At 42.3% G+C, this 23,440-nt stretch carries 21 protein-coding genes; 9 read left to right on the top strand and 12 right to left on the bottom strand.

The window, feature by feature from the left end:
* Positions 1–109 precede the first annotated feature (109 nt).
* The 4 genes from tig (at position 110) to ACTQ9T_RS00145 (ending at position 5,320) form a co-directional block, all read left to right on the top strand.
* Positions 110–1,453, top strand: coding sequence for a trigger factor (gene tig, locus ACTQ9T_RS00160; protein WP_194621088.1), 1,344 nt, complete (start codon positions 110–112; stop codon positions 1,451–1,453).
* A 439-nt stretch (positions 1,454–1,892) separates the two neighbouring features.
* Positions 1,893–2,540: an ATP-dependent Clp endopeptidase proteolytic subunit ClpP gene (gene clpP, locus ACTQ9T_RS00155; protein WP_010200686.1), complete on the top strand. Its 648-nt coding sequence runs from the start codon at positions 1,893–1,895 to the stop codon at positions 2,538–2,540.
* 116 nt (positions 2,541–2,656) lie between these two features.
* Positions 2,657–3,934 carry an ATP-dependent protease ATP-binding subunit ClpX gene (clpX, locus tag ACTQ9T_RS00150; RefSeq protein ID WP_189586686.1) on the top strand — a complete coding sequence of 426 codons (1,278 nt, stop codon included), beginning with the start codon at positions 2,657–2,659 and terminating at the stop codon, positions 3,932–3,934.
* Positions 3,935–4,303: 369 nt separating this feature from the next.
* Positions 4,304–5,320, top strand: a complete 1,017-nt coding sequence (locus ACTQ9T_RS00145) for an SDR family NAD(P)-dependent oxidoreductase (protein WP_440463714.1) — start codon at positions 4,304–4,306, stop codon at positions 5,318–5,320.
* 116 nt (positions 5,321–5,436) lie between these two features.
* Here the strand turns inward: ACTQ9T_RS00145 and ACTQ9T_RS00140 are convergent, their stop codons facing one another.
* From ACTQ9T_RS00140 to argS, 3 genes are all read right to left on the bottom strand, one after another.
* Positions 5,437–6,531, bottom strand: coding sequence for a PTS transporter subunit IIC (locus ACTQ9T_RS00140; protein ID WP_194621090.1), 1,095 nt, complete (start codon positions 6,529–6,531; stop codon positions 5,437–5,439).
* Positions 6,532–6,674: 143 nt separating this feature from the next.
* A complete protein-coding gene (locus ACTQ9T_RS00135) occupies positions 6,675–7,490 on the bottom strand; it encodes an SPOR domain-containing protein (RefSeq protein WP_194621091.1) in 816 nt (271 codons plus the stop codon).
* Positions 7,491–7,591: 101 nt separating this feature from the next.
* Positions 7,592–9,421, bottom strand: coding sequence for an arginine--tRNA ligase (argS, locus tag ACTQ9T_RS00130; protein ID WP_440463713.1), 1,830 nt, complete (start codon positions 9,419–9,421; stop codon positions 7,592–7,594).
* A gap of 557 nt (positions 9,422–9,978) precedes the next feature.
* Between argS and ACTQ9T_RS00125 the strand changes: the two genes are divergently transcribed.
* Positions 9,979–10,197: a DUF2788 domain-containing protein gene (locus tag ACTQ9T_RS00125; protein ID WP_010200696.1), complete on the top strand. Its 219-nt coding sequence runs from the start codon at positions 9,979–9,981 to the stop codon at positions 10,195–10,197.
* Positions 10,198–10,310: 113 nt separating this feature from the next.
* Here the strand turns inward: ACTQ9T_RS00125 and cmoB are convergent, their stop codons facing one another.
* From cmoB to cmoA, 3 genes are all read right to left on the bottom strand, one after another.
* Entirely contained in the window at positions 10,311–11,354 is a 1,044-nt protein-coding gene (gene cmoB, locus ACTQ9T_RS00120; protein WP_440463712.1) for a tRNA 5-methoxyuridine(34)/uridine 5-oxyacetic acid(34) synthase CmoB, read from the bottom strand.
* Between the two features lie 96 nt (positions 11,355–11,450).
* Positions 11,451–12,014: a hypothetical protein gene (locus tag ACTQ9T_RS00115; protein ID WP_440463711.1), complete on the bottom strand. Its 564-nt coding sequence runs from the start codon at positions 12,012–12,014 to the stop codon at positions 11,451–11,453.
* A gap of 31 nt (positions 12,015–12,045) precedes the next feature.
* The gene (gene cmoA / locus ACTQ9T_RS00110; RefSeq protein ID WP_440463710.1) at positions 12,046–12,831 is read right to left on the bottom strand and encodes a carboxy-S-adenosyl-L-methionine synthase CmoA; all 786 of its coding nucleotides are present in this window, start codon (positions 12,829–12,831) and stop codon (positions 12,046–12,048) included.
* 275 nt (positions 12,832–13,106) lie between these two features.
* Between cmoA and msrA the strand changes: the two genes are divergently transcribed.
* The 3 genes from msrA (at position 13,107) to ACTQ9T_RS00095 (ending at position 15,254) form a co-directional block, all read left to right on the top strand.
* On the top strand, positions 13,107–13,628 hold the full coding sequence (gene msrA, locus ACTQ9T_RS00105; RefSeq protein WP_189586668.1) for a peptide-methionine (S)-S-oxide reductase MsrA: 522 nt from the start codon (positions 13,107–13,109) through the stop codon (positions 13,626–13,628).
* Positions 13,629–13,802: 174 nt separating this feature from the next.
* Complete coding sequence (gene tmpT / locus ACTQ9T_RS00100; RefSeq protein WP_440463709.1) at positions 13,803–14,471, top strand: thiopurine S-methyltransferase; 669 nt, start codon at positions 13,803–13,805, stop codon at positions 14,469–14,471.
* Positions 14,472–14,540: 69 nt separating this feature from the next.
* On the top strand, positions 14,541–15,254 hold the full coding sequence (locus tag ACTQ9T_RS00095) for a DUF1499 domain-containing protein (protein ID WP_440463708.1): 714 nt from the start codon (positions 14,541–14,543) through the stop codon (positions 15,252–15,254).
* Between the two features lie 76 nt (positions 15,255–15,330).
* Here the strand turns inward: ACTQ9T_RS00095 and ACTQ9T_RS00090 are convergent, their stop codons facing one another.
* Both ACTQ9T_RS00090 and ACTQ9T_RS00085 read right to left on the bottom strand, forming a co-directional pair.
* Positions 15,331–15,945 (bottom strand): retron system putative HNH endonuclease, encoded by a 615-nt coding sequence (locus ACTQ9T_RS00090; RefSeq protein ID WP_413191212.1) that lies wholly within the window; start codon positions 15,943–15,945, stop codon positions 15,331–15,333.
* Between the two features lie 6 nt (positions 15,946–15,951).
* On the bottom strand, positions 15,952–17,454 hold the full coding sequence (locus tag ACTQ9T_RS00085; protein WP_440463707.1) for an AAA family ATPase: 1,503 nt from the start codon (positions 17,452–17,454) through the stop codon (positions 15,952–15,954).
* A 294-nt stretch (positions 17,455–17,748) separates the two neighbouring features.
* On the opposite strand from ACTQ9T_RS00085, the gene ACTQ9T_RS00080 reads away from it, so the two are divergent.
* Positions 17,749–19,230, top strand: a complete 1,482-nt coding sequence (locus ACTQ9T_RS00080) for a lytic murein transglycosylase (RefSeq protein ID WP_440463706.1) — start codon at positions 17,749–17,751, stop codon at positions 19,228–19,230.
* 168 nt (positions 19,231–19,398) lie between these two features.
* Here ACTQ9T_RS00080 and ACTQ9T_RS00075 read toward each other — a convergent pair whose 3' ends face one another.
* The 4 genes from ACTQ9T_RS00075 to ACTQ9T_RS00060 all read right to left on the bottom strand — a co-directional run bounded on the left by ACTQ9T_RS00075 (position 19,399) and on the right by ACTQ9T_RS00060 (position 23,273).
* Positions 19,399–19,698: a hypothetical protein gene (locus ACTQ9T_RS00075; RefSeq protein ID WP_010197759.1), complete on the bottom strand. Its 300-nt coding sequence runs from the start codon at positions 19,696–19,698 to the stop codon at positions 19,399–19,401.
* Positions 19,699–20,002: 304 nt separating this feature from the next.
* Positions 20,003–21,007 carry a DUF4062 domain-containing protein gene (locus tag ACTQ9T_RS00070; protein ID WP_194621099.1) on the bottom strand — a complete coding sequence of 335 codons (1,005 nt, stop codon included), beginning with the start codon at positions 21,005–21,007 and terminating at the stop codon, positions 20,003–20,005.
* 348 nt (positions 21,008–21,355) lie between these two features.
* A complete protein-coding gene (gene murI / locus ACTQ9T_RS00065; protein ID WP_194621100.1) occupies positions 21,356–22,357 on the bottom strand; it encodes a glutamate racemase in 1,002 nt (333 codons plus the stop codon).
* Between the two features lie 232 nt (positions 22,358–22,589).
* Positions 22,590–23,273 (bottom strand): DUF1285 domain-containing protein, encoded by a 684-nt coding sequence (locus ACTQ9T_RS00060; RefSeq protein WP_440463705.1) that lies wholly within the window; start codon positions 23,271–23,273, stop codon positions 22,590–22,592.
* Positions 23,274–23,440: the final 167 nt, after the last annotated feature.

Genomic DNA, 23,440 nt, shown 5'->3' with positions numbered 1-23,440 from the left:
GGCAATCCGTTGTACACGCCCGTATTTTGAGGCTCGGTTTGTCTATTACCATTTAATCCTAAGTACTGCTTAATTTTAAGTACTATCTAATCCTAAAGGTGTAATTAACATGGCTACAGATTTACAAGTCACAACCAACAAGCTATCTAACAAAGAAACCCAATTGACAGTTAAAGTACCTGTCGAAAAAATTCAAAACAAAGTTGAAGGCCGTATTCGCCAAGTTGCGAAAACTGCCAAGATTGACGGTTTCCGTAAAGGTAACGTCCCTATGTCACACATCCGCTCTCAGTACGGTGCTGGCATTCAACAAGAAGTTATCAACGATGTGATCCGTGATACTGTTTTTGAAGCGATCAAATCTGAAGACATCCGCGCTGTTGGCATGCCTAACATCGACGACGTAAAACTTGAAGACGATTTCTTGGTTTATCAAGCGACTGTTGAAATCTTCCCAGAAGTAGACGTACAAGGTATCGATGAAATCGAAGTTGAGCGTCATACTGCCAAGGTTGATGAAGCTGACGTTGACACCATGATCGAAAACCTACAAAAGCAACGTGAAGAATTCGTTGAGAAAAAAGGCATGGCGGCGAAAGACAACCAAGTGACTTTTGACTTTGAAGGGTCAATCGACGGCGAAAAATTTGAAGGCGGCTCTGCTGAAGACTTCAAATTGGTTATCGGTAGCAACCAAATGATTCCTGGCTTTGAAGCGGGTATCAAAGGCATGAAAGCTGGCGAAGAAAAAATCATCGAAGTGACTTTCCCAGAAGATTACCAAGCTGAAAACTTAGCGGGTAAAGAAGCTCAGTTCAAAATCAACGTAAAATTGGTTGAAAAATCTAAGCTACCTGAAATCGACGATGCGTTCCTAGAGCTATTCGGCGTAAAAGAAGGCGGCGTTGAAAAACTAAAAGACGACGTACGCAAAAACATGGAACGCGAAATCAAAAACGCTGCGCGTAGCCAAGTTAAGCAAGCGACTTTTGACGCATTGCTAGAAAAGAACGAGTTTGACGTACCAAACGCTATGCTAGAGCAAGAAATCGAGCGTCAACGCAACATGATGATGCAACGTTTTTCTCAACAGTTCGGCTCTAACGCTGAAAGCTTCGATAAAGACATGCTACCAAATGAGCTATTTGAAGAGCAAGCGCTACGTGCTGCCCGTCTTGGCATCATTGTTGCTCGTGTTATCGATACCAAAGGCTTAGAAGTAGATCAAGCACGCGTTGAGACATTCATCAAAGAAGCGGCTGAAAACTACGAAGATCCAAGCGAGGTAATCGAGTACTACACCACTGATAAGCAGCAGCGCGCTAACATTGAGTCTGTGGTACTAGAAGACCAAGTGGTTGATTATCTAATCGAGCAAGGTAAAGTAACTGACAAAGAAGTTAGCTACCAAGACTTGCTAGCTGCTCAGCAACAGCAGCAGCAAGCGATGTAAGATGATGCTCTGATTATTCATCAGTGTCGTCACATCAGCGCTAATCGGTAACCATGCTTGAGCGATGCCCTAACATTTTGTTGGGGCATTTTTATTGGTGGCTTATGTGCTATCTTTATCCATACTTTATAGCAGCTCCCCTTGATAAATCCATATAGACGCCTTATTAATAGGGAGTCATTTATCGTTTGTCACATTAAAACGTTACTATTGCCCCCATAAAAAAGTTACCATTGGTTCAATTATTTTTAGCAACATCTAGCGCTTATTATTTTAGCCAGTTAGTATTATTAAAAGATGGCAACATTTACAATGATAAGCATTAATAAAAGCTTGGCTGTTCGCTAATCTCTATCTCTTTATTTTATGTACTTATAAACAGGACATCTCTATGACAGATTATGATCGTATTACTGCTAACCCGCATTTTGATATGCTGATGAGTGCGCACAATACTGCCCAAAGCGCGCAACACACTCAAAGCGCACCTCAGGCTGCATTAGTGCCTATGGTTGTAGAACAATCAGCGCGCGGTGAACGCTCGTTCGATATTTTCTCACGCTTATTACGTGAGCGCGTTATCTTTTTGACCGGTCAAGTCGAAGACCATATGGCCAACTTGATCGTCGCACAGCTATTGTTTTTAGAGGCTGAAAATCCTGATAAAGATATTCACTTGTATATCAACTCACCAGGCGGCTCAGTAAGTGCTGGTTTGGCTATTTTTGATACCATGAACTTTATCAAGCCTGAAGTATCGACCATTTGCATGGGCGGCGCATACAGCATGGGTTCATTCCTATTGGCAGCTGGAGAGAAAGGCAAGCGTTATGCCCTAGCCAATGCTCGAGTGATGATTCACCAGCCATCAGGTGGCGCACAAGGTCAAGCAACTGATATCGAAATTAATGCGCGCGAAATTCTAAAAACTCGCGCACGTTTGAATAAGATATTAGCTGAGCGTACGGGTCAGCCAGTAGAAAAAATTGAAAAAGACGTCGAGCGTGATTATTGGTTGGATGCCGAAGAAGCCAAAGAATACGGTCTGGTCGATGCAGTATTAGAGCGTCGCCCTGCTTCTTTATAATTACTGCATAAGAGCACAAGCTTTGATGAGCATCAAAAGCCTGAACGTTATGCGTTTTGGCTTTGATGTCAAAAATCAAAATATTTGTAAGTTTTAAATTTTAGGAGCGCCTTTATATGGCAAAAGATAAAACACCGCATTGCTCTTTTTGTGGCAAAGAAAAAAGCGAAGTAAAACAGCTAATCGCCGCTGATGATGCCAATATCTGTAATGAGTGCATCGAATTGTGTACCGACCTCATTGCAGATACCGACAATGACAATGACGATGCTGATAGCGAGATTGATACCTCTTGGGTCAATAAAAAGCTACCAACGCCAAAAGAGTTGCGTGCCAAGCTCGATGAATATGTCATCGGACAAGACGCTGCTAAGAAAGCACTGGCGGTCGCTGTTTATAACCATTATAAGCGTCTCAAAGTCAGCCAGACTTTAGCCAATGACAGCAAAAAATCTAAGATTGGCGCTGACGATGCTATGGTTGAATTGGCTAAGAGTAACATCTTGCTAATTGGTCCGACAGGCTCTGGTAAAACGCTACTGGCACAAACCTTGGCTCGTCTACTTGATGTACCTTTTGCAATGGCAGATGCGACTACCTTGACTGAAGCAGGTTATGTGGGTGAAGACGTTGAAAACATCGTACAAAAGCTGCTACAAGCGTCAGATTACGATGTAGCTAAAGCTGAGCAAGGCATCATCTATATTGATGAGATTGACAAAATCAGTAAGAAAGGCGACAACCCTTCTATCACGCGTGATGTATCAGGTGAAGGCGTACAGCAAGCCTTGTTAAAGCTTATCGAAGGTACGGTTGCTGCTATCCCGCCGCACGGTGGTCGTAAGCATCCACAGCAAGAGCTGATCCAAGTTGATACCAGTAACATCCTTATCATCGTCGGTGGGGCGTTTGCCGGTCTTGATGCGGTGATTCAGCAGCGTACAGAAAAAACCGGTATTGGCTTCAATGCTGATGTCAGCTCAAAAGACGATAGTAAACGTAGCTCAGATTTGCTACAGCAAGTCGAGCCAGAAGATTTAATCAAGTTCGGTCTGATTCCTGAGCTGATTGGTCGTTTGCCAGTGCTCGCTGCCCTAAAAGAGCTTGATGAAGAAGCGTTGGTGCAGATATTGACGGAGCCAAAGAACGCCTTGGTTAAGCAATATAAGTACTTGTTCGATATGGAAGGCGCTGATATTAGCTTTACCAAAGAAGCGCTTGATGCGATTGCCAAAAAAGCAATGGCACGCAAAACGGGTGCTCGTGGTTTACGCTCTATCGTAGAAAATGCTTTGCTTGATACTATGTATGAGCTGCCATCTATGAAAGACGCGAAGACCGTGCTCGTCGATGAAGAAGTGATTAATGACGGCAAAACCCCTGAAATTGCTTAATTTGAAATGGCTTAATTTATAGTTCAGTGATAACAGCTAATTCCTTAATTGGCTGTCATCAAAAAAAGCGTCTGGCATTATGCTAAGACGCTTTTTTTATGTCTATTTTTTGTCGCCTCTGTCTGCGCAGGCACAGCAAGCAAGAAAAACTGATATCAGCAGTGCGTCATGGTTCGATATTGCTTTTCACTGACTATAAGTGGCTCAAAAAATGACAGCTGCGTTTATCAATCGCAGGCAGCTAACCTTATAAACCATGCTAAGGTAGAGGTTCTATTTATGCTTTACTCTCAGAGTCTATGCCCAGTAGAGCGAAGGCCAAATGCACTATCCAGACTCCATCACAGATGATACAAAGGACTGTTTATCATGCTTAATAACGTTACTTCTATAGCAAGCTCCCTGCGTCAGCACCTACCTTTTTCTGCCAATAAAGACCATAATATTGCCCCTTATTATCGCAATCATGTTGCCGCCATTACCGGTGCAGGATCTGGTATGGGTCGCGAGCTTGCCATTCATTTAGCACAAATGGGCTGTCATGTCGCGCTATCCGATATCAATCCCGAACAGTTAGCCCAAACCAAAGAACTGCTCGTCGGTTATGATGTCAAAGTCACCATGACCGTACTCGATGTCTCAGACAATAAAGCAGTGCAAGCATGGGCAGACGATGTCATGAGCGATCACGGCAAAGTAAACTTTATCTTTAACAATGCAGGCGTAGCGCTATACTCGACCGTAGAAGGTAGCAGTATCGATGAGCTAGAATGGGTCATGGATATCAATTTTTGGGGCGTGGTCTATGGCACCAAAGCCTTTTTACCCTTAATCAAAAATAGCGTCAAAGGAAGCGAATCGACTAAAAGTGGTAAAGACAGCAAAGCACGCCAATTTACTGAGCACGGTCACATCATTAATATCTCAAGCCTCTTTGGTTTGACCGCTCAGCCTTCGCAATCTGCCTATAATTCCAGCAAATTTGCGGTACGTGGCTTTACCGAAAGTCTGCGTCAAGAGCTGAATATTCAGCGCTGCGGCGTCTCAGCCACTTGCATCCATCCAGGTGGCATCAAAACCAATATCGCCAATAGTGCGCGTGGTAATGACAGCATCAGTGACCTCGGCATGCGGGGTGGCAGCAAAGCGATCAGTAGTTTTAATAAATTCTTAAAGTTCGATGCCAGTGAAGCGGCTTGGATTATTCTGCAAGCCGCCGCGACCAATCAGCCACGCTGCTTGATCGGTAACGATGCCAAAATAATCGACGCCGTACAGCGCGTGTTTCCATCAAGCTATAGCAAGATACTGAATGACGTCCATAAGCTATCACGCAAATTCAAAGGCAAGAAACCTGCCAGAACTGGTGCTCGTAAATCGGCCTAATCGCTATAAGATTCAGATAAAGATAAAGACAGTCAAAAAAGACCCGCTACACTAGCAGGGCTTTTTTGATTTTTAGCCTTATCGAAATATCGAAAAGGTCAAATAGTCTTTGAGGATTAAGGCAGTTTCATATCACCATCAACTAACCAGCCCAGCCGGCGCATCATATAAGCGACGACGCCAGCAATCAGTGCAGGCAATACGAACATCAATAAAATAATCGCTGTCCATAACTGAGCGCTACTCATAATCTCTTGTGACGCTTCAATGACCCCAAACACCCCGACCAGTCCAGCAGTGCCCATACCCGCGCCTGTCGCCGTACACGCCAAGCCAAAGCCTACCGTGGCGATAGGACCAACGATGGCACTAGCGACAACAGCAGGCAATAGGACCACAGGTTTTTTTAACACATTGGGAATTTGCAGCATACTCGTGCCTAGACCCTGAGATATCACACCGCTAACCCCATTGTCTTTAAAACTGGCAACGGCAAAGCCAATCATATGCGCCGCACAGCCAACCACAGCAGCGCCACCTGCTACACCACCAAGTCCAATCGCGATACAAATGGCAGCGCTTGAAGTGGGCATTGTCAGCAAAATACCGACCACGACTGCGATGACAATGCCCATTAGTAGTGGCTGTAGCTCAGTGGCTGCTTGAATACCTTGACCAATAGCAGCGACAGCCGCAACGATAGGCGGATTAAGCAAGGCGCAAACTGCCAATGCGACGGCACAGACCAATAAAGGAATTAACAAAATATCAAGTTTGGTCTTGCCAGCGACCCAAGTGCCAGCGCGATAAGCAAATACTGAGGTCAAATATGCGCCAATAGGATTGCCGGGCAAAGCCACAAACGTCGCCGGTCCACCCACTTGCGGGGTAAAAAGCGTGCCTGCCATTAACGCTTCAGAGTGAGCACCAAGCATCCCTGCGACCAAGCAGCTGAGCATAACCAAAGTCGGTGCTTTGAGATAATACGCAATGCCCACACCGATACCAGCCCCCATTAATATAGAGGCCAATTTCCCGACCGCAATGAGTGCTGGCATGTCTAACCAACCACCGATTTGTGAAATAATCAAACCAGCAATCAATGTGACAAATAGCCCTAAAGCCATACCAGTAAATGCATCGATGAAATACTTTTGGAAAAATGCTTTTATCAAGCCGTTAGGCGGTGTTGCTGAATCAGAGACAGTCATAGCCACGCTCTTTATGAAATTTTTGATGAGAGATGATAAACCAACAGAAAAAATAACTTTGCCAAAAAACAGAGATAAAAAAAACGCCATTGCGACGCTTTTTTTATTAGTAATAAATGAGTATGGCAGCTATTAGACTCAACTTAGCGGCGCTGCTCAACAATAATAGAATCAATGCCATTATTTTGCAGGCGCTGCTGAGCGGTAGTGACTGCTTGACGGTTATTCATCGGGCGCGAAATAACCTGATAGATAGGCAAGCCATTACCTGTGGTGTTTTTGACCACTCTAGCGTCTACACCTGCCATCAGCACTTGGGCACGGCGACGATCGGCTTCATCAGCATCACCGAAGCTATTAATCTGCAAGATATAAGTCGCTGCAGGCTTCGCAGGTTGAATACTAGCCGTATTCGCCCCTGCATTATTGGTACGGTTTGCTGTATTGCCATTAGCCGGCGCACTGTCATAGGTAGCGTCTTCTTCAACGATAACAATATCATCGCTATTATTGCTCGTGCCAGCATTGCTACCACGGCTCGGCTCGATAGAGGTGCTTTCAGAAATACCGAAGTTACCCGTATCATCATTGCGACTGGCTGAGTTGTTCTCTGGTTGAGTAACGACGACGTCCGGTTCAAAAGCACCGATACTACCCAAACCATCATTACCTGTCTCACTGATATTTTCATCAGGAATAGTGGCCATCTCTTGATTGGGCAAGATATCGTAGAACTCGTAATCGCTATTATCAGTGTCAGTATCGATGCGAGGCTCTACCTGACGATCAGGATCATTGCCGGCAGTACTATCAGCGGGGCTGAAATCGAATAATGGCGAAAGGTACAAAAACACCCCAATCATTAAGGTCAATACTGCCCCGACAAACATCCATAATAAACCTGATACGCTACTTGATTTGCGCTTTTCGGTCGCGCCTTTAGGTTTTTTGGCTAGCATGGATCTCTTTCTCCCTACTGAATCTATCATTATCGAATTATTGCTATCGGTCGCCTATACTCATTCTACATGTTAGAAAATTACCACATGTTAGAAAGACACTACATGCTAGACGGTGCGGATAGCCCTAATAAACTAAGCCCATTGGCCAATACTTGGCGTACTGCTTTAGACAAACGCAGACGTGCTTGCATCAATTCAATCTCTTCCTGACTTGGTGTTTCGCCTGAAGTTAAGCTCACCGGCAAAATACGATTGGTATCGTACCAGCCATGGAATAGCGCTGCCAACTCTTTTAGATAGTTGGTCAGTACATGCGGCTCATAGCCTGTCGCTGCACGTAACAGTGTCGCTGGATATCCTGCTAGCAGTTTAATCAGCTCATCTTCATTGGGTGCACTAAGCAGATTTTGATGCGCCAAACCAACGGCATCATCTACTGTCAAATCATAGGTTGCCAGTTTTTCTAATACGCGGCAAACCCGTGCATGCGCATATTGAATATAATAAACCAAGTTGTCTTTGCTTTGTGATTTGGCAAGCTCTAAATCAAAGTCAATATGCACTTCAGGCTTACGTGCCACATAATAGAATCTCGCAGCGTCATTACCGACTTCTGCACGCAGCTCGCGCAAGGTAACAAACTGACCAGAACGCGATGACATTTGTACTTTTTCACTACCACGCCATAGCGCTACGAATTGTACCAACACCACATCGAGGCGTTCTGCATCAATTCCCAAAGCTAATAAAGCCGCTTTTACCCGTGGCACATAACCATGGTGATCCGCGCCCCAAACGTTGACGACTTTATCAAAACCACGATCAAACTTATTTTTATGATAAGCGATATCAGAAGCAAAATAGGTAGATTGACCATTAGCACGGCGTACCACACGGTCTTTTTCATCGCCAAAGTCGGTCGATTTAAACCAAATATTACCGTCTTTTTCGTACAGATAACCTTTGTCATCTAAAACTTGTAGTACTGGCTCAATCTCGCTATCGATCGATCTTTCGCTAAACCAACACTCGTAACGCACACCAAAGTCATTTAAGTCGTCTTTAATATCAGCCAAAATACTGCTCAATGCGGCATTTAAAAACAGCTCATAGCCATCGCCAAGCAATGCTTTACTATTGGCAATCAAACCATCGATATGGGCTTCTTTATCACCTGATAGCAAAACTTTTTCGCCATCGGCATTGATTTCAAACTGTGCATCTTCTGGCGCATCTTTAGCAACGTCTGTAAAGCGATGCACGTAGCTCGTGCCATGTTGCGCTTTTAGCGTTTCTGCGATATCACTGACATAGTCGCCTTGATAACCATTAACGGGAAACTGTATTTCCTCGCCGTTGGCTTCTAGATAGCGTAGATACGTACTGGTCGCTAAGATGTCCATTTGACGGCCAGCGTCATTGACATAATATTCGCGGGTGACGTCATAGCCAATCGCTTCTAGCAGGTTTGACACGCTCATGCCAAATGCAGCACCACGCCCGTGACCGACATGCAAACTAGACGTTGGATTGGCAGAGACAAACTCAACTTGAATTTTTTGCCCTTCAAACTGATTACTTAGACCAAAACGATCTTGCAAGTTAAAGATATCGTCTAACACTGCAAATTTGGCTTCAGCGTTTAAAAAGACATTGATAAACCCTGGCCCTGCGATTTCTATTTGGCGAATGTCTTGATTTTCAGGCAAGGCGTTGACGATTTTTTCGGCAAGCTGGCGTGGATTGGCCTTGGCAGCTTTGGCAGCAGTAAGCGCGATATTACTGGCAAAATCACCATGGCTTAAGTCTTTAGTACGGGTGATTTGGCTGTTATTTTGCCAGTCAGCAGGTAGTGAGCCATCGGCTTGTAAGGTATGAATAGCATCGTTGAATAGTGATGCAAGTGTATCAATTTGGGCTTGTGACATAAGGATTTGAACTCAGTTAAATAAACAACAAAAACGGTGTAAAAATGTGGCGAATGCGAGCAGTCGATAACTGCCCATTATAATAGCGACCGACATTGCAAGGGATAAAATAGTACAAAAGGATAAGTAACCTGTAAATATAACAATCTTTGCGCTTTATTGCACCATTTGCACCAAAATTAGCACTAAAATCTTACGGTTATAATAGTTAACGCGAGTAATTTATGCAGTTAAAAGGCCTACCTATGCTATCGTTCATTATAAATCCCAAAGAGACGGTATAAATAGGCTGAAATTTAAGATGGGCCATGAACAGTTAGCCCTGCTAATTGTAGCGTTACTGTTGTCGACTCATTAGCATCAGTTTATACCCACTTGCTTCCGCGTTATAATGATGCTTTGTATTTTTCCCTTCTATTTAATTTTCATTTATTGTTTTATTTATTACTGCTCATTATTTGAGGGTGATACGCTTTTCTTAGGGCGATTTCTATCAAAGAAACCATAGAATGATAGCGTTAAATAGACGGTATGTTACCACTTTATAGGATTATGCCATGTTTGCCATTGCCGCCAGTACCGTCACCAGTTGGGGACTATACGTATTATTACCTATATTCATTGCGTTTTTATTCTTTATTGTTTGGGATATCTCTAAAAAATCTGAAGCTGGGCGAGCAGGTACTTTTTGGATTTTCTTGGCGCTGGGTGCGGGCTTTGTAGGATTTTTACTCAAGATATTATTAGAAGTCGCTTTTAAGAAGTGGCTCATTTAATTCGGGTATATTTTCACCTTCCAATGACGGGTCATAAACACCTAGCTTGTCACTAGGGTTAGTAATGACTTGTGCAAGAAGTCTATTTATTCATGGAAGATACTAATAGCGCTCTACCTCTTGGCAATCAAGGTCGCGCGCATTGGTGCTGGATACCCTTCCATGGTCTTAGTCGAATCATTGGGATCTAAGAAGTCTGCTAGCGAATGATAGGTCATCCACTCCGTTTTACGCTGCTCTTTCGTCGATGTCACTGCCACATCCACGCAGCGTACGTCTGAGAATCCTACTTTTTCTAACCAGCCAATTAGTGCTGCCACTGACGGTAAGAAATACACGTTATTCATCTGCGCATAGCGGTCGTGCGGTACGAGTACGGTATTGGCATCGCCTTCGATGACCAACGTCTCAAGTACCAACTCACCGCCTTTGACGAGCTGACCACGTAGCTGCTGTAAATGCTCAAACGGTGACTGACGATGATAAAGCACGCCCATGCTAAATACGGTATCAAACAATTGGCTGTGCGCAGGTAAGGCTTCAAGCGGTACGGGAATATAGTGCGTCCTATAATTATCGGCATTACCCACAAAGTGCCGAATCGCCATAAACTGATGATAAAACAAGCATGACGGATCAACGATAATCACTGTTTCAGCGCCAGCCCCTGCCATACGCCAACCATGGTAACCAGAACCACCGCCCACGTCTAATACGCGACGGCCTTCTAGCTTACCCAAATGCGGCGCCACTCGTTGCCACTTCCAATCACTGTGCCATTCGGTATCAATTTTTATCGCTGATTCATCATTACCGATCTGACTGCCAATTTGACTGCCAATCTGAAAAGGCCCTTTACGCCACGGCATCAATTGCTTTAGTAGTGCCATTGCTTGCTTACGCTGAGACTCATTGAGACTGGCATCAATAGTCAATGTATCGCTGTTTAGATCAACGTTGTTGACGTTTAGATTTGGCAAACGAGCGACTGACGCTTGGTAAGCAGGCGCGTGCGCATAATTGGCTTTATCCTTTATGTCATTTAACCAAATGGGTAATTGTGACAGCCACTCATAAGCATTTGGATGCGTTTGAGCGAGCCTTAATAAAGTTAAATATAGTTCGCGTTCAGCATTGATGATAGTGTCGTTGAGCATAAAAGCAGATTACCGTATTAATTGTTATTTAAATGAATAAAATTAAAAGAAGTTAGAACAAAGAAAGATAAGTTTTGATATATAAGTTCTTGTGAACTACGCATGTCCTTGTAGAATTTCCGCTTCACTACGAAAGTCTTCATATTCAAAAACACCATAGCCATTGTCCTGACTCTTGAAAACAATTTTACCCTCTTCTAACCAATTTAAGACATTTTTAGCATCATCAATAATCTCGGGATATAACTTATCTAAGATATTATCTATATTATGGTTTGATTCCAAAGTTTCGTAGTCTACTAGGCAGAGCCCATATATAATTCCTAGCTTGCCGAGAAACCCATAACCGTCACAATATAACTCGTACATCACCCAAATCGCATTACCACAACTTTCATCTTTATTGATAATTGAGTGTAGATATTCTGTTATTCGGCCTGCTTCAAATTTATAAAAATGGACGTATTTCGCAAAATTATCATAAAAACGGTAATAAAAATTATCTTCAGAACTATAATCAAATGAAATCAGTTCAAGATACAAAGCAGGGTTGCTAGACTCTAATACATCATCTTCATATAACCATTGCTCAAATGATTGTATGCTCATTTTTTGTGTTAACACTTGATGAATATTTTGTTCAGTTATAGATGGAATCATATTAGTGCCTTGTTAGCTCCCAGAATGAATTCTACTTAAACGCCACAATAGAGACAAAGTTCAAAAACTGAAACCATGTCAGATGACGCTTAAAACCAACATCACTCAACCGTGCATGATGCTCATCTAAGGTATCAGTAATAAGGACGTTTTCTAGCGCATTACGCTTGCCGCTAATTTCCATCTCGGTATAGCCATTGGCACGTTTAAAGTCGTAATAACGCTCAACCAACCATGCATCATATTGCTCATCAAAGGCGTGCGTTTTTTCAGTCAGTACCAATATACCGCCTTCACTTAATGCCGCATAAATCTTTTCTAGTACCGCGACTCTATCGGCCGCTGGCAAAAACTGTAGCGTTAAATTCAAAATCACCATATCGCATGGCTCAAGCGTCACGTCACGAATATCAGCAGTAATCACTTCGATATCGTGCTCAGGATAGTTCTCACTTAGCAGCGTGGTCGCCTCTGTCGTCATCGCCGGTGAGATATCAATCGCCTTAATCTGCAAGTCTTGCGGCTCAAACTCGCCTGCCAAGGTCATACTTGCGGCACCAAGTGAGCAGCCCAAATCATAAATGCGACTGACACGCTGACCATTATCATCCTGCTGGCGATATTTACAATGACGACGAGCAAAGATAGGTAGCATCGCGAGCACTTGACCATAACCAGGCACACTGCGACGAATCATATCAGGGAAACAAGCCACCACTTGCTCATCGAAAGAAAAGCGCGCTGCTTTGTCGAGTGGCGTGGTGAACGGTTTGTCAAATAGGGTGTCATGTTTGATAGCAGACTTGGATTGGCTCATGGTGCGACTCGTTTTTGGATAATAGAACTTAAAGTAGGAAACAATTGATAGTCTTACTTGTCATAATTTAGTTGGAAGCTGCTCAACGTAGCAAAAGCCCATTATAACATTACTGTTTGTTACTTATCGCGGTCAGATGCCCTGCTAAGCTGATTAGGTAGCGCTAAGGGTAATAAATTCTTCAAAGTAATAGGTCATTGAAAAATGACAATATTGCATCCAAATAAAGACCTTAGCCCATCTCTATAACAACATCTATAATAATAGGAAAAATTATGCAAACCATTATATTAGGCGGTGGCTGTTTTTGGTGCACCGAATCAGTATTTTTATCTGTAAAAGGCGTGCAATCTGTCGTGTCAGGCTACATGGGCGGTGACGCGGTATCTGCCAACTATGAGGCAGTCTGTAGTGGTACGACAGGACACGTTGAAGTCATCAAGGTTGAGTTCGATGACTCTATCGTCCCGCTAGAAGTCATCCTAGATGTTTTCTTTGCCACTCATGATCCCACCACGATGGATCGTCAAGGCAATGATGTCGGTAGCCAATATCGCAGTGTCGTGTTTTACACCGAAGAAGATCAAAAACCAACCGTCGACCGTACCATTAATAAATTGCGTGATATGGGTGTCAATGTGGTCACAGAAATACATCCTGCTGTTGAGTTTTATCAAGCAGAAGAGACACATCAAGACTTCTTTAATAGAAATCCGGGACAGGCTTATTGCAACTTCGCCATACCGCCAAAGCTTGCCAAATTGCGTAAAGAGTTCAGTAAATACATGGTGAGCTAAGCAAAACGTTGAATAAGAAACTGCTGAAAAAGCATAGTTTTTAGAGCAAATTTTAATCATAGCCAAATGCTTATTATATAAGTGTTTGGCTTTTTAATACCTTTAGCATCATCACCCAAAAGATTATTATAAAAATAACTAATAATATAAACCTTAACCAATAAAGGCGAACGTATGAACCCTGAATTTTGGCAAACGCGCTGGCAAGAGAAACGCATTGGTTTTAATCAGTCTGAAGTTAATCCGTTATTAACGAAGTACTTTAACCATTTGAACGTGCCCGCTGGTGGTCGAGTATTTGTGCCTTTATGTGGTAAGTCGATCGATATGGCATGGCTAACAGCGCAGGGCTATAATGTCGTTGGCGTTGAATTGGTTGAGACAGCCGTGCAAGAGTTCTTTGCTGAGCAAAATATCGTGCCTACTGTATATCAACATGCGGATAATCCAATCATTAAATCCTATCAAGGTCAGCTGGCAGGACGAACCATCACGCTATGGGTTGCTGATATTTTTGCGCTATCGGCTGAGGATATTGGCTTTGTCGATGCGGTATACGATAAAGCGGCATTGATTGCCTTACCAGCCAATATGCGTGTGAAATATAGCGAGCAAGTGCGACAGCTTAGCGATACTGCTGATAAAAAATTTGCACCGCAATTATTAATCACGCTCAATTATGATCAAAATAAAAAGAATGGACCGCCCTTCTCCATCAGTAGCGAACAAATACAGCAATACTATGGCGAGCACTATCAAATTAACGAACTGATAAATGAACCTGCTACTATTGGCTCCGCACCTGAGCTAAAAGTCACTGAGCATATTTGGCTGTTGAATTAAACATAAGCTTAATTATCGCAGTGATTCGATAGTGATTAAGCGACGATTAAATCATAACGGAGAAACCTAATGAAAGTTCTAGTTAGTCTCGTAAGCTTAATCGCTTTTTTATTGGTGGCGTTACCCGGTCCGCTTTATAAATATGGCATCGTCGATTTGGGTACCGCCTTTACAGGATTTAAATTCGGTGTGTTTGCTGGCATCGCCGCCCTTATCTTGCTCGTTTTACAAATGATATTTAAACGCAAAACAGTGACGCTTGGTAGCACGGTAATAGCGCTGCTACTGTCGGCTATTGCCATAGCTATGCCGCTTAGCATGATGAATAAAGGCAAAAGTGTACCGCATATTCACGATATATCGACCGACTTGATCAATCCACCTAAGTTTGATGCCATTGCCCCACTACGCGCTGATGCGCCAAATCCCGTTGAGTACGCAGGTGAAGCAACTGCAAAACAACAGCGTGACGCCTATCCGGATCTGAAAACCTTGAGCTATGCGCAATCACAATCTGAATTGGTCAAGGCGACCGAACAAGCCGTCAATAATTTAGGCTGGGATTTGGTAAATAGTGATGTGGATAAAGGCATTGTCGAAGCGACAGATAGTACGATGTGGTTCGGCTTTAAAGACGACGTTGTCGTACGTGTGACGGATAACGGCAATGAGCGTTTGCTTGATATTCGCAGTAAATCACGGGTTGGCGGTAGTGATTTGGGCAAAAATTCTGAGCGCATTCATAACTTTATTAATGAGTTGGATGGGGTTTTGGGGGAGTAGTTGGGTTTGGTTAACTATAAGAATCAGCGATGCTTGCTACATAAAAGGCAGCAAGCATCGGTTTCAAATGGCAGTATTATGCCAATTTATTCACGATATACTCAAGTTCCCTATACTGTGGGAAATCTTTAACCAATGCTAGAAAACTATCTTTGAAAGTGCTATTTTCTTGCAATTGATAGATATCATCACACACATTAAATAATGGTAGATATGTTTGAACCAACTTAATTAAATCAGCTCGGTGATTAATCAACTCATTATGGTTTAATTTTAATATATCTATTGATTCATCGGCATCTTTTTTATGTTTATCACCGAACAACTGAGCGGATAAGGGATTCATTTTAACGCTATCGTCACAGTCAGTATGCAGCGGATGAACTTTTATCTCCTTACTTTGCTTTGCTATGTTGCAATGCTTGTTCGAAACACAGCTTAACAGTAAGTTATCATAACTAAACTGGAGTTTTCGATGTTGATGCTTATCTTGCAAATGTTCTACGCTCGCGCTTTTGGTAGATATTTTTTTGCAACAGTAACAGCACAGTCCATGCTGCTCAGTATGTAAATGCTCTCTTAAAATCTCTTTTTCATTGAAAGGTAAATCGTTCCAATTGAGCGTATTATGTTTCTTAATCCACTTAGCAGTTATATCGGGCATAGAGCCTGTTTTATTAATCTTCTGCATAACTTTCTAGCCCTCTTTTTTTGCTGCAAGTTGGGCTTGAGTGAGATGCAATCGACAGCGCAGTAATTCTAAATTCTCTGGCATCTGTTTTTCTAATTTTATAATGTAATTCTCTGCACTCTCAAAATTTTTCTGATAAATAAGTTCTGCAACATTATCGAAGTCTGCTTGTGCTTCTGGATCTCTAATTGGCACATCAAATACTTTAGTTAGAACCGTATTGACATCTTCACCATAAATATTTGGTACTTGAGTTAGCTCACCATCATCAAGAGAATAAACCAAAATATCAGGCCGATCACTGATAACATGTGGCGAATGTGTAGTTAAAATAAATTGCACATTGGGGAAAGTTTTGACGAATTTATCAATTAAGTCATGCTGCCACTTTGGATGAAGATGCAAATCCACTTCATCAATCATAACCACGCCTTCACCTTCTAGCGGATTATCAAGGCCAGGATTCAGAAAAGCCAGACGGCGTGCAATATCACCGACTAAGGCAAATAAGGATTTTTCACCTTGTGAAAGTTGGTTGACGTCTAACTCTTCACCGTCTTTTTCTACTATCATAGTAGGTGTGCCTTGACGGCGAATTCGAATGTTTTTAAAGTCAGTGAAATACTTTATTGCATCTTTAGCAGATATAAAGGATAAGTTTTGGGTATGTAAATTAAGAGCTAGAGTTATATTTTGAGACTCCAGATTGATTGTATTAATGATTTCTTCATACTTGTGAACTACACTCTCTGATAATTTAACTCTTTCATTTATATCTATTTCTAGCTCGATAGATTTTTTAATTTGAGAGATTTCACTCTCAAGCTGACTTCTTCTTTCTTCACTAGAAGCGTTTAGGTGCTGAATTGTATTTAGATTTCTACTAACATTAACTTCATTTTCAATATCTTCAGCATTCCTAAACCAGCTAATAAAATTAGAAAAATCTATACTAGCACCATCTAAAGATTCATAATATCCTTTAAGTTGGTCATAACCATGAGACACAATATCAGCTTCAACATGTTGTAATATAGTTCTTTCGACTGGGTAAAAGACTACTAAAGGCAGTGATAATTTTTCTACATGAGTTAATTTATTTCTATATCTCTTTGCTAAAGCATTTAGTTGAGAGAAGTTGTTACCAAGTTGTCGAACCCTACCATCTCTTACTTCAGACAATTGCCATTGGACGCAAGATAACTGAGATTTAGAATTATCATGTTCGTTATCTTTTGCACAATCCATTATCACTTTTATTGAAGCTTCGTTTTTTTCGTTTTTTATTGAGTGCAGATCTATTTTAGACCCGATGGTTTCACCCGTTTTTAAAGAACCTACAAACCAACTCAAACTCGTCGCTAGTGACTGCAAAATTTGCGACTTACCCGCGCCATTATTACCCACGATAACAGTGACATTACCCGCCTTTTCAGAAGTTGGCGCAAAGTCTATTTTTAAGTCTTCAAAGCGACCATAGTTTTGTAGGTGTAAGTGTTTGACTTTCATTGTTTACCTTATTTTTATAGGTAGTAAATATTTAGGTATTTTATCAATTTCTGTGGTAATTCTTACCTATCAGTATAACAACTTAAAAGACAAGTAAGGAATGCTATTGTTTTGGGAAAAAAGCCTCAACTTACCCAAAACCCTATCCCAACCTCACGCCAACGTCCATTTATAGTAACTGAGTGCTTCGATACCTTTTCTTTACTATTTAGATTGGTTACTCTAAGTCCATACTGCCTTAACCAGTTCTGCATCCTTTCTTAATGACCACTTTGACGTTTATAGGATATTTTCATGCGTTTGACTCCAGTTTCTACTTTATCGCTACTTAGCCTTGCTGTTGGTCTGAGTTTTGCTAGCACTGCCCAAGCCGCCCGACCAGAAGCACCAAACTTGTCTAATGCCGAGCTACAACAATGTCTAGATGGATTAAAAAACTCTAGCAAGTTTAGCGGAGTTGATGGTTATACCTTTAACAACTATCGCCCGAGCCAGCCTGATCCTAGCGTCATTCAATCGTTGAACTATCAACCAGAGTTTCAAAAAGACGTTTGGGATTACCTCTCATCGCTGGTCGATAGCGAGCGCGTAGAAGACGGTATTCGTGCTAAGCGCCAGTGGGCAGATACTTTGCGTAAAATCGAATCACGCTACGGGGTCAAAGCCGAGCATGTGCTAGGCGTCTGGGGTGTTGAGTCAAACTTCGGTCAGACATTGGGCAAAAAGCCGTTGTTTGAATCGTTAGCGACGCTGTCTTGTTTTGACCGTCGTCAGAGCTACTTCCAAGGTGAATATGCCAATGCGCTAAAAATCGTCCAAAATGGTGATATCGCGCCAAGTGATATGACTGGCTCATGGGCAGGTGCTTTTGGGCAAACGCAGTTTATGCCGAGCACTTTTTTAGAATTGGCCGTTGATTTTGATGGCGATGGTCGTCGCGACTTAGTTAATAGTGTCCCTGATGCGCTAGCCTCTACCGCTAACTTCTTGGACAATCGTGGTTATCGTACTGGCGAGCCGTGGGGTTATGAAGTCAAATTGCCCAGTGGTTATTGGGCCGCGTCTGACCGAAAGAACAAAAAGTCTATCAGCCACTGGCGCGATCAAGGTCTAACGCTCGCCAATGGCAGTCCACTGCCCTACGATTTGAATAGTGCAGGATTACTATTACCTGCAGGCGCTGAAGGTCCTGCTTTCTTAGTGGGTAAAAACTTCGATACGTTTTATTCGTACAATGCGTCAGAGAATTACGCTTTAGCCATCGCACATTTATCAGACCTAATCACTAAAGAAGACAGCAGCAAAACTGACTTCGTCACTGCTTGGCCTACCGACGATCCGGGTATCAGTCGCCAGCAAGCAAAAGACATTCAGCAAGCGCTGTTAAATGCTGGTTATGATATTGGTGAAGTCGATGGCATTATTGGAGACAATACTCGCACTGCGATTCAGCAGTACCAAACCAGTAAGGGCATCTTCCCCGCTGATGGACGCGCAGGACAGAAATTTTACCGTTCAATCATTGGAAATGCAGGAAAAGCGGCTCCAAGAAGTACACAATATGGCAATCAATATGGTCAACCAGCGAACAGTCAGCCTTTACAGCCTGCCTCTGCTGATCGCATGGGACAGTTGATTCAACGACAGACGAGCACTCCCAACACTTACTCACCTCAGTCATCGGTTCAACCATCGAGTTCTGGCAATACGCGTTATCGTCGCGTGACGAGTGCTGATGGTAGCGTGAAGCTCGTACGTGTTGACGAAGGTTCATAGCACGACGGCATGTCCTCATTTTTATTACTATTTTTAAAATGAGAACATGCGCTAAGTTTCTGATAAACCTAATTGTTATGGATTAAAAAAAGCCACGCTAATATGATTAGCGTGGCTTTTTTTTGATCAATCGACTATCTATAGATATCGATTATCTACTAAAATTATTTATACGATCGGTGGTGGATTGGGTTTACCATTATCACCATCCCAATTTTCACGGGCTTTATCATCCAAATCCGCAGGCGTCTTCGGCTCCCATTTACCATTTTCTTTCCAAGTATCGTCGCCCCAATCTTCGTCTTCCTGTTTTTTGTCCCAATCTTTATAGGCTTTACTAGGGTCGATGCCACGGCGCTTCATGTCTGCCACTTGCTCTTCTAGTGTGTGATACTGTTCAGCATCGTGCATGGTTTTCTCTAAACCATCAATCTCTTTTCTTAACTCGTCATGTTTATCATTACTCATGATAGTGCTCCTTAATCAGTCAATATTATTATGCGCTTTTATGTTTGTCGTTTTTACGGTAGATAAGTTTATATAGGCTAGTACATCATTTGAATCGTTTTTATCTCAGTTATTATCTCAGTAACTATTGTTCCAATAACCAATATCATAAAATATTTTTTACGTTAATGAGCTTTATTATCAAGAGTCTTGGCTAAATTCACAACCGTTACCGCGTATGCTTTGTATTACAAAACGTAGTAGGAAGCACAGGAAATCTGTTGACAATCCTTACCATGCCATTGATTAAAGCTTATGATGACCATCACTGAGTCCGAATGGCCGGTTGTTTATTTTTTAATAGGTTTTGAGCATAGAAAGTTAATTTCCACAATTCTTGCGAGACCCGCGTACCATAAGTCGTTAACTGTATCCAGTTAGCCGCGACCAGCTGGCGTTGCAAATGGTTCAGGTCCTTTTGGGAGATTTGACAGCGTGCTACGGCGTGTACATTGGGCATCTCTTGTTTGATGTCATGCTCAGCCTTGGAGGCGATGAGACGATTCATGGCACTTTGTAAACCGTAACTTGAGAAAGTCGCAGGTATCTTCATCAGCGTGCACAATACTTCCTGCCAACTTAATGTCATCGATCTAGTGACATCTGTCAAGTTGCCACCAGCATAGGCTTGCGCGCTATACTGAATAGAAAAAGTATCTGTTAAGACAATCGGCTTGCTAACACTATCCGCAACACCTCCGTCGACAACACCGCTATTTTGTTTCAGCGGCGTATTCATAGGAGGCCGAGAGATTATCGAATCAGGTGAAGCTTGTTTGATTAATCTTATCGATTCTTCGCTGACCTTTAACCACACGTCTTTTACATTATAGTGAATCACCATATTATGGTAGGCCTGGATAAGCAGTTGCTCGATATCTGTATCCGCATCATAATAATGAACATGCTTGGCTTGCTGGGTGACTGTGTTGATAAACTCTTGCAACTGCCGACTGATATCTGCACCCTGGTGATGCTTTTTGACTAATATTAGTAAGGGCTTGAGTTTGGCTTTGGCATTCAAATAGCTTAAATGCATTTGACTGACACCAGTATTTTGTACTGTGCCGTAGCTATCCCCGACGACCATTAGCGCATAATCGCACGCATCGATACATTGGCGGCCATACAACGAGGCTTTTGGCAATTTGCTGGAAACATCGTAGGTTAGAAATGCGCGCGCCTGAAAAAAAACCGCCAAACTGTCCAGCATTAGCAACTGATCGTTGTCAGCGCATATGACATGAATGTGATAACGACGGTTTGGCAAAATAACCTCTGCGCTTGGGTGATGACAGGAATAAATATGAACGTAAAAATAGCACAAATATCATGTCTTGCACAGCCCAGCATAATCCTATGGAGGTACGCTCAGCTTATTTTATAATCAGGTCTATGCTGTCTAATACAGATATAGCGAGATGGTTATAAACAGTTTTTTCTTCGCCTATCAATGTCAACGCTTACTAGGCCGTATCTTCATTTTGAAAACAGTAATAAAGATAAGAAAAACAGCACAGATAATATCAATCTATTGACCAGCTATTTAACGCCATTTGGCAAGATTTAGCTATTTTGGCTCATCTGGTTGCTTCCGTTTATATATGATCAATTGAATTTAGGACACGCCCTGAGTATAGTACTGTAAGCACGTCTCTTTACCCAGTAAGCGCTGTATTAGCATAACCAACTTATCATCATATTTGGTCGCATAAAAAGTCAACGGAGGTCGATTTTTTTTACCCGTCTCCCTACCTTCTATACCATCATTTTTCGCACGACTATCAAGTAAGGCAGACAACTGGTTTGCAACCAAGAGTTGCTTGACCCGCTCAGCGATCGCTTGTCCTGAATCCACCACTTGTATCGATAGTTGCTGCTGCGCAATCCCATCCAACAAAAATGCTTTAAAAAATGGATAATGGGTACAGCCTAGTACCAACTGATCCACTCCATCTTGTGCAAATATCTGTAGCTGCTGCCGTAACCGCTTCGCAGTCTCACAATTCTCTGGCATACCTGCCTCTACCCAAGGTACCAACTGTGGATCGAAATATTTGGTCACTAGTGTGCGATTAGGACTGGCAATAGCAGTAATGACTTCATTCAGTAACATGCCATTCAAAGTTGCTTTGGTAGCCAATACAGCAACGTGTTTGCTCTTACTGGCCAACACTGCTGGCTTGAGCGCTGGTACCAAACCGACGATAGGCAACTGCGGATAACATCGTCTAGCTGTCTCTAAAGCATAGGCAGAAGCACTGTTGCAGGCAATCACAATGAGCTTGCAGCCCTGCTGATACAGCCACTCTACTGCTGTCAGGGTCAAGGCTTCGATATCTTCACTATCACGATTGCCATACGGCACATGCAAGGTATCTGCATAATAAATATAACGCTCGGCAGGCAGTTGCTGGGCTAAATGCAGATAGACAGACAGACCGCCTATACCAGAATCAAATAAGCCAATCGGGGCGTTGCGCTCTTGATTAATCATAGCTTGGCTAACCGAAGTGGCATTTTTAGCGGTATCAATAACAGATTTTTTAGAATCTCGCTTTTTAACAGAAATAGATGACCTCTCAACCATGTTTAATAGATTGGTTGCAGCAATATTCATCGGTACGCTACCGCTGTCTTCATATCGATACCTTCATTTTGATAGCAATTTTCAAATGTTACTCTTAATATAGAGCTTTACTCTTAATGTAGAATACTACTCTTAATGTAGAATACTACTCTTAATGTAGAATACTACTCTTAATGTAGAATACTACTCTTAATGTAGAATATTACTCTTAATATAAATAGAAAGGCAGCTTATCGCAATAATAAATAAGACTTAGTAATAATTAGCCAGTTGGCATAGAAAGCTCGTAAGATCGACCACCACTTTGCAAGGTTAGTATCGTCTCACCTTTTTGCTCTGTCAGTTCGCCGATTTCAGTCAAATGATAAAAAACATTACGACCAATCAATGCAGTCAAACCGTTTCTGACTGGCATATAAGGTCTTACTTGCACGTCAGATTGGTCGTCAGTAGTACCATCAAGGCTATAAGCCCGTAAAGTAATTGGATGCGCGTCATCTAAACGTACCACATCACCAGTCGTTGTGGTAAATTCTAGCCAGCTATTATTAGCTTCATCGACGATACCGACATCATTAATTAATAATGGTGCATCTTCTACCTGAATGCGAAGTTTTTGTACGGGTGTCTTTAAAAAATACTCTGCTACGCCATTATTTTCTTCTTTCCATAAGATAGTGGCAAATAAGCTCACCAATGACTCTCTGGTCATTTGTCCGCCTTCATGCCACCACTCACCGTTGGCTTTAATCACCAAATCCATATCATCCACTTGTTCAGGGTGCCATTTTTCCAGTGGTGGTATCGCTCTTCCCTCGCGTGTGCCTGCGGCAGACTTTAAATACTGGTTAAGTGCTTTCATCGGATTTTGGTTGGATGCCACGTGCTGTGGGCTATTAGCGCTACTTTGTGTATTATTATCCATCTTACTATTATCATTACTCATCAGTTGATCCTTTACCTAGTAATTAAAGTTTGGCAAATCTGTTATTACTATAAATTTTAGTTTCGGGTATGATGAGACCATATCAACATTATACCTTTGCTACATGAATTTCACCTTAACACTGATACTCGTAAATGCGTATCGTGTTTATAGGACTTTTCTTTTAT

Source organism: Psychrobacter sp. ASPA161_6 (assembly GCF_051970285.1).
GTDB lineage: Bacteria > Pseudomonadota > Gammaproteobacteria > Pseudomonadales > Moraxellaceae > Psychrobacter > Psychrobacter glaciei.
The sequence above is the reverse complement of the archived record's forward strand: the minus strand, read 5'-3'. Positions and strand labels throughout refer to the sequence as shown.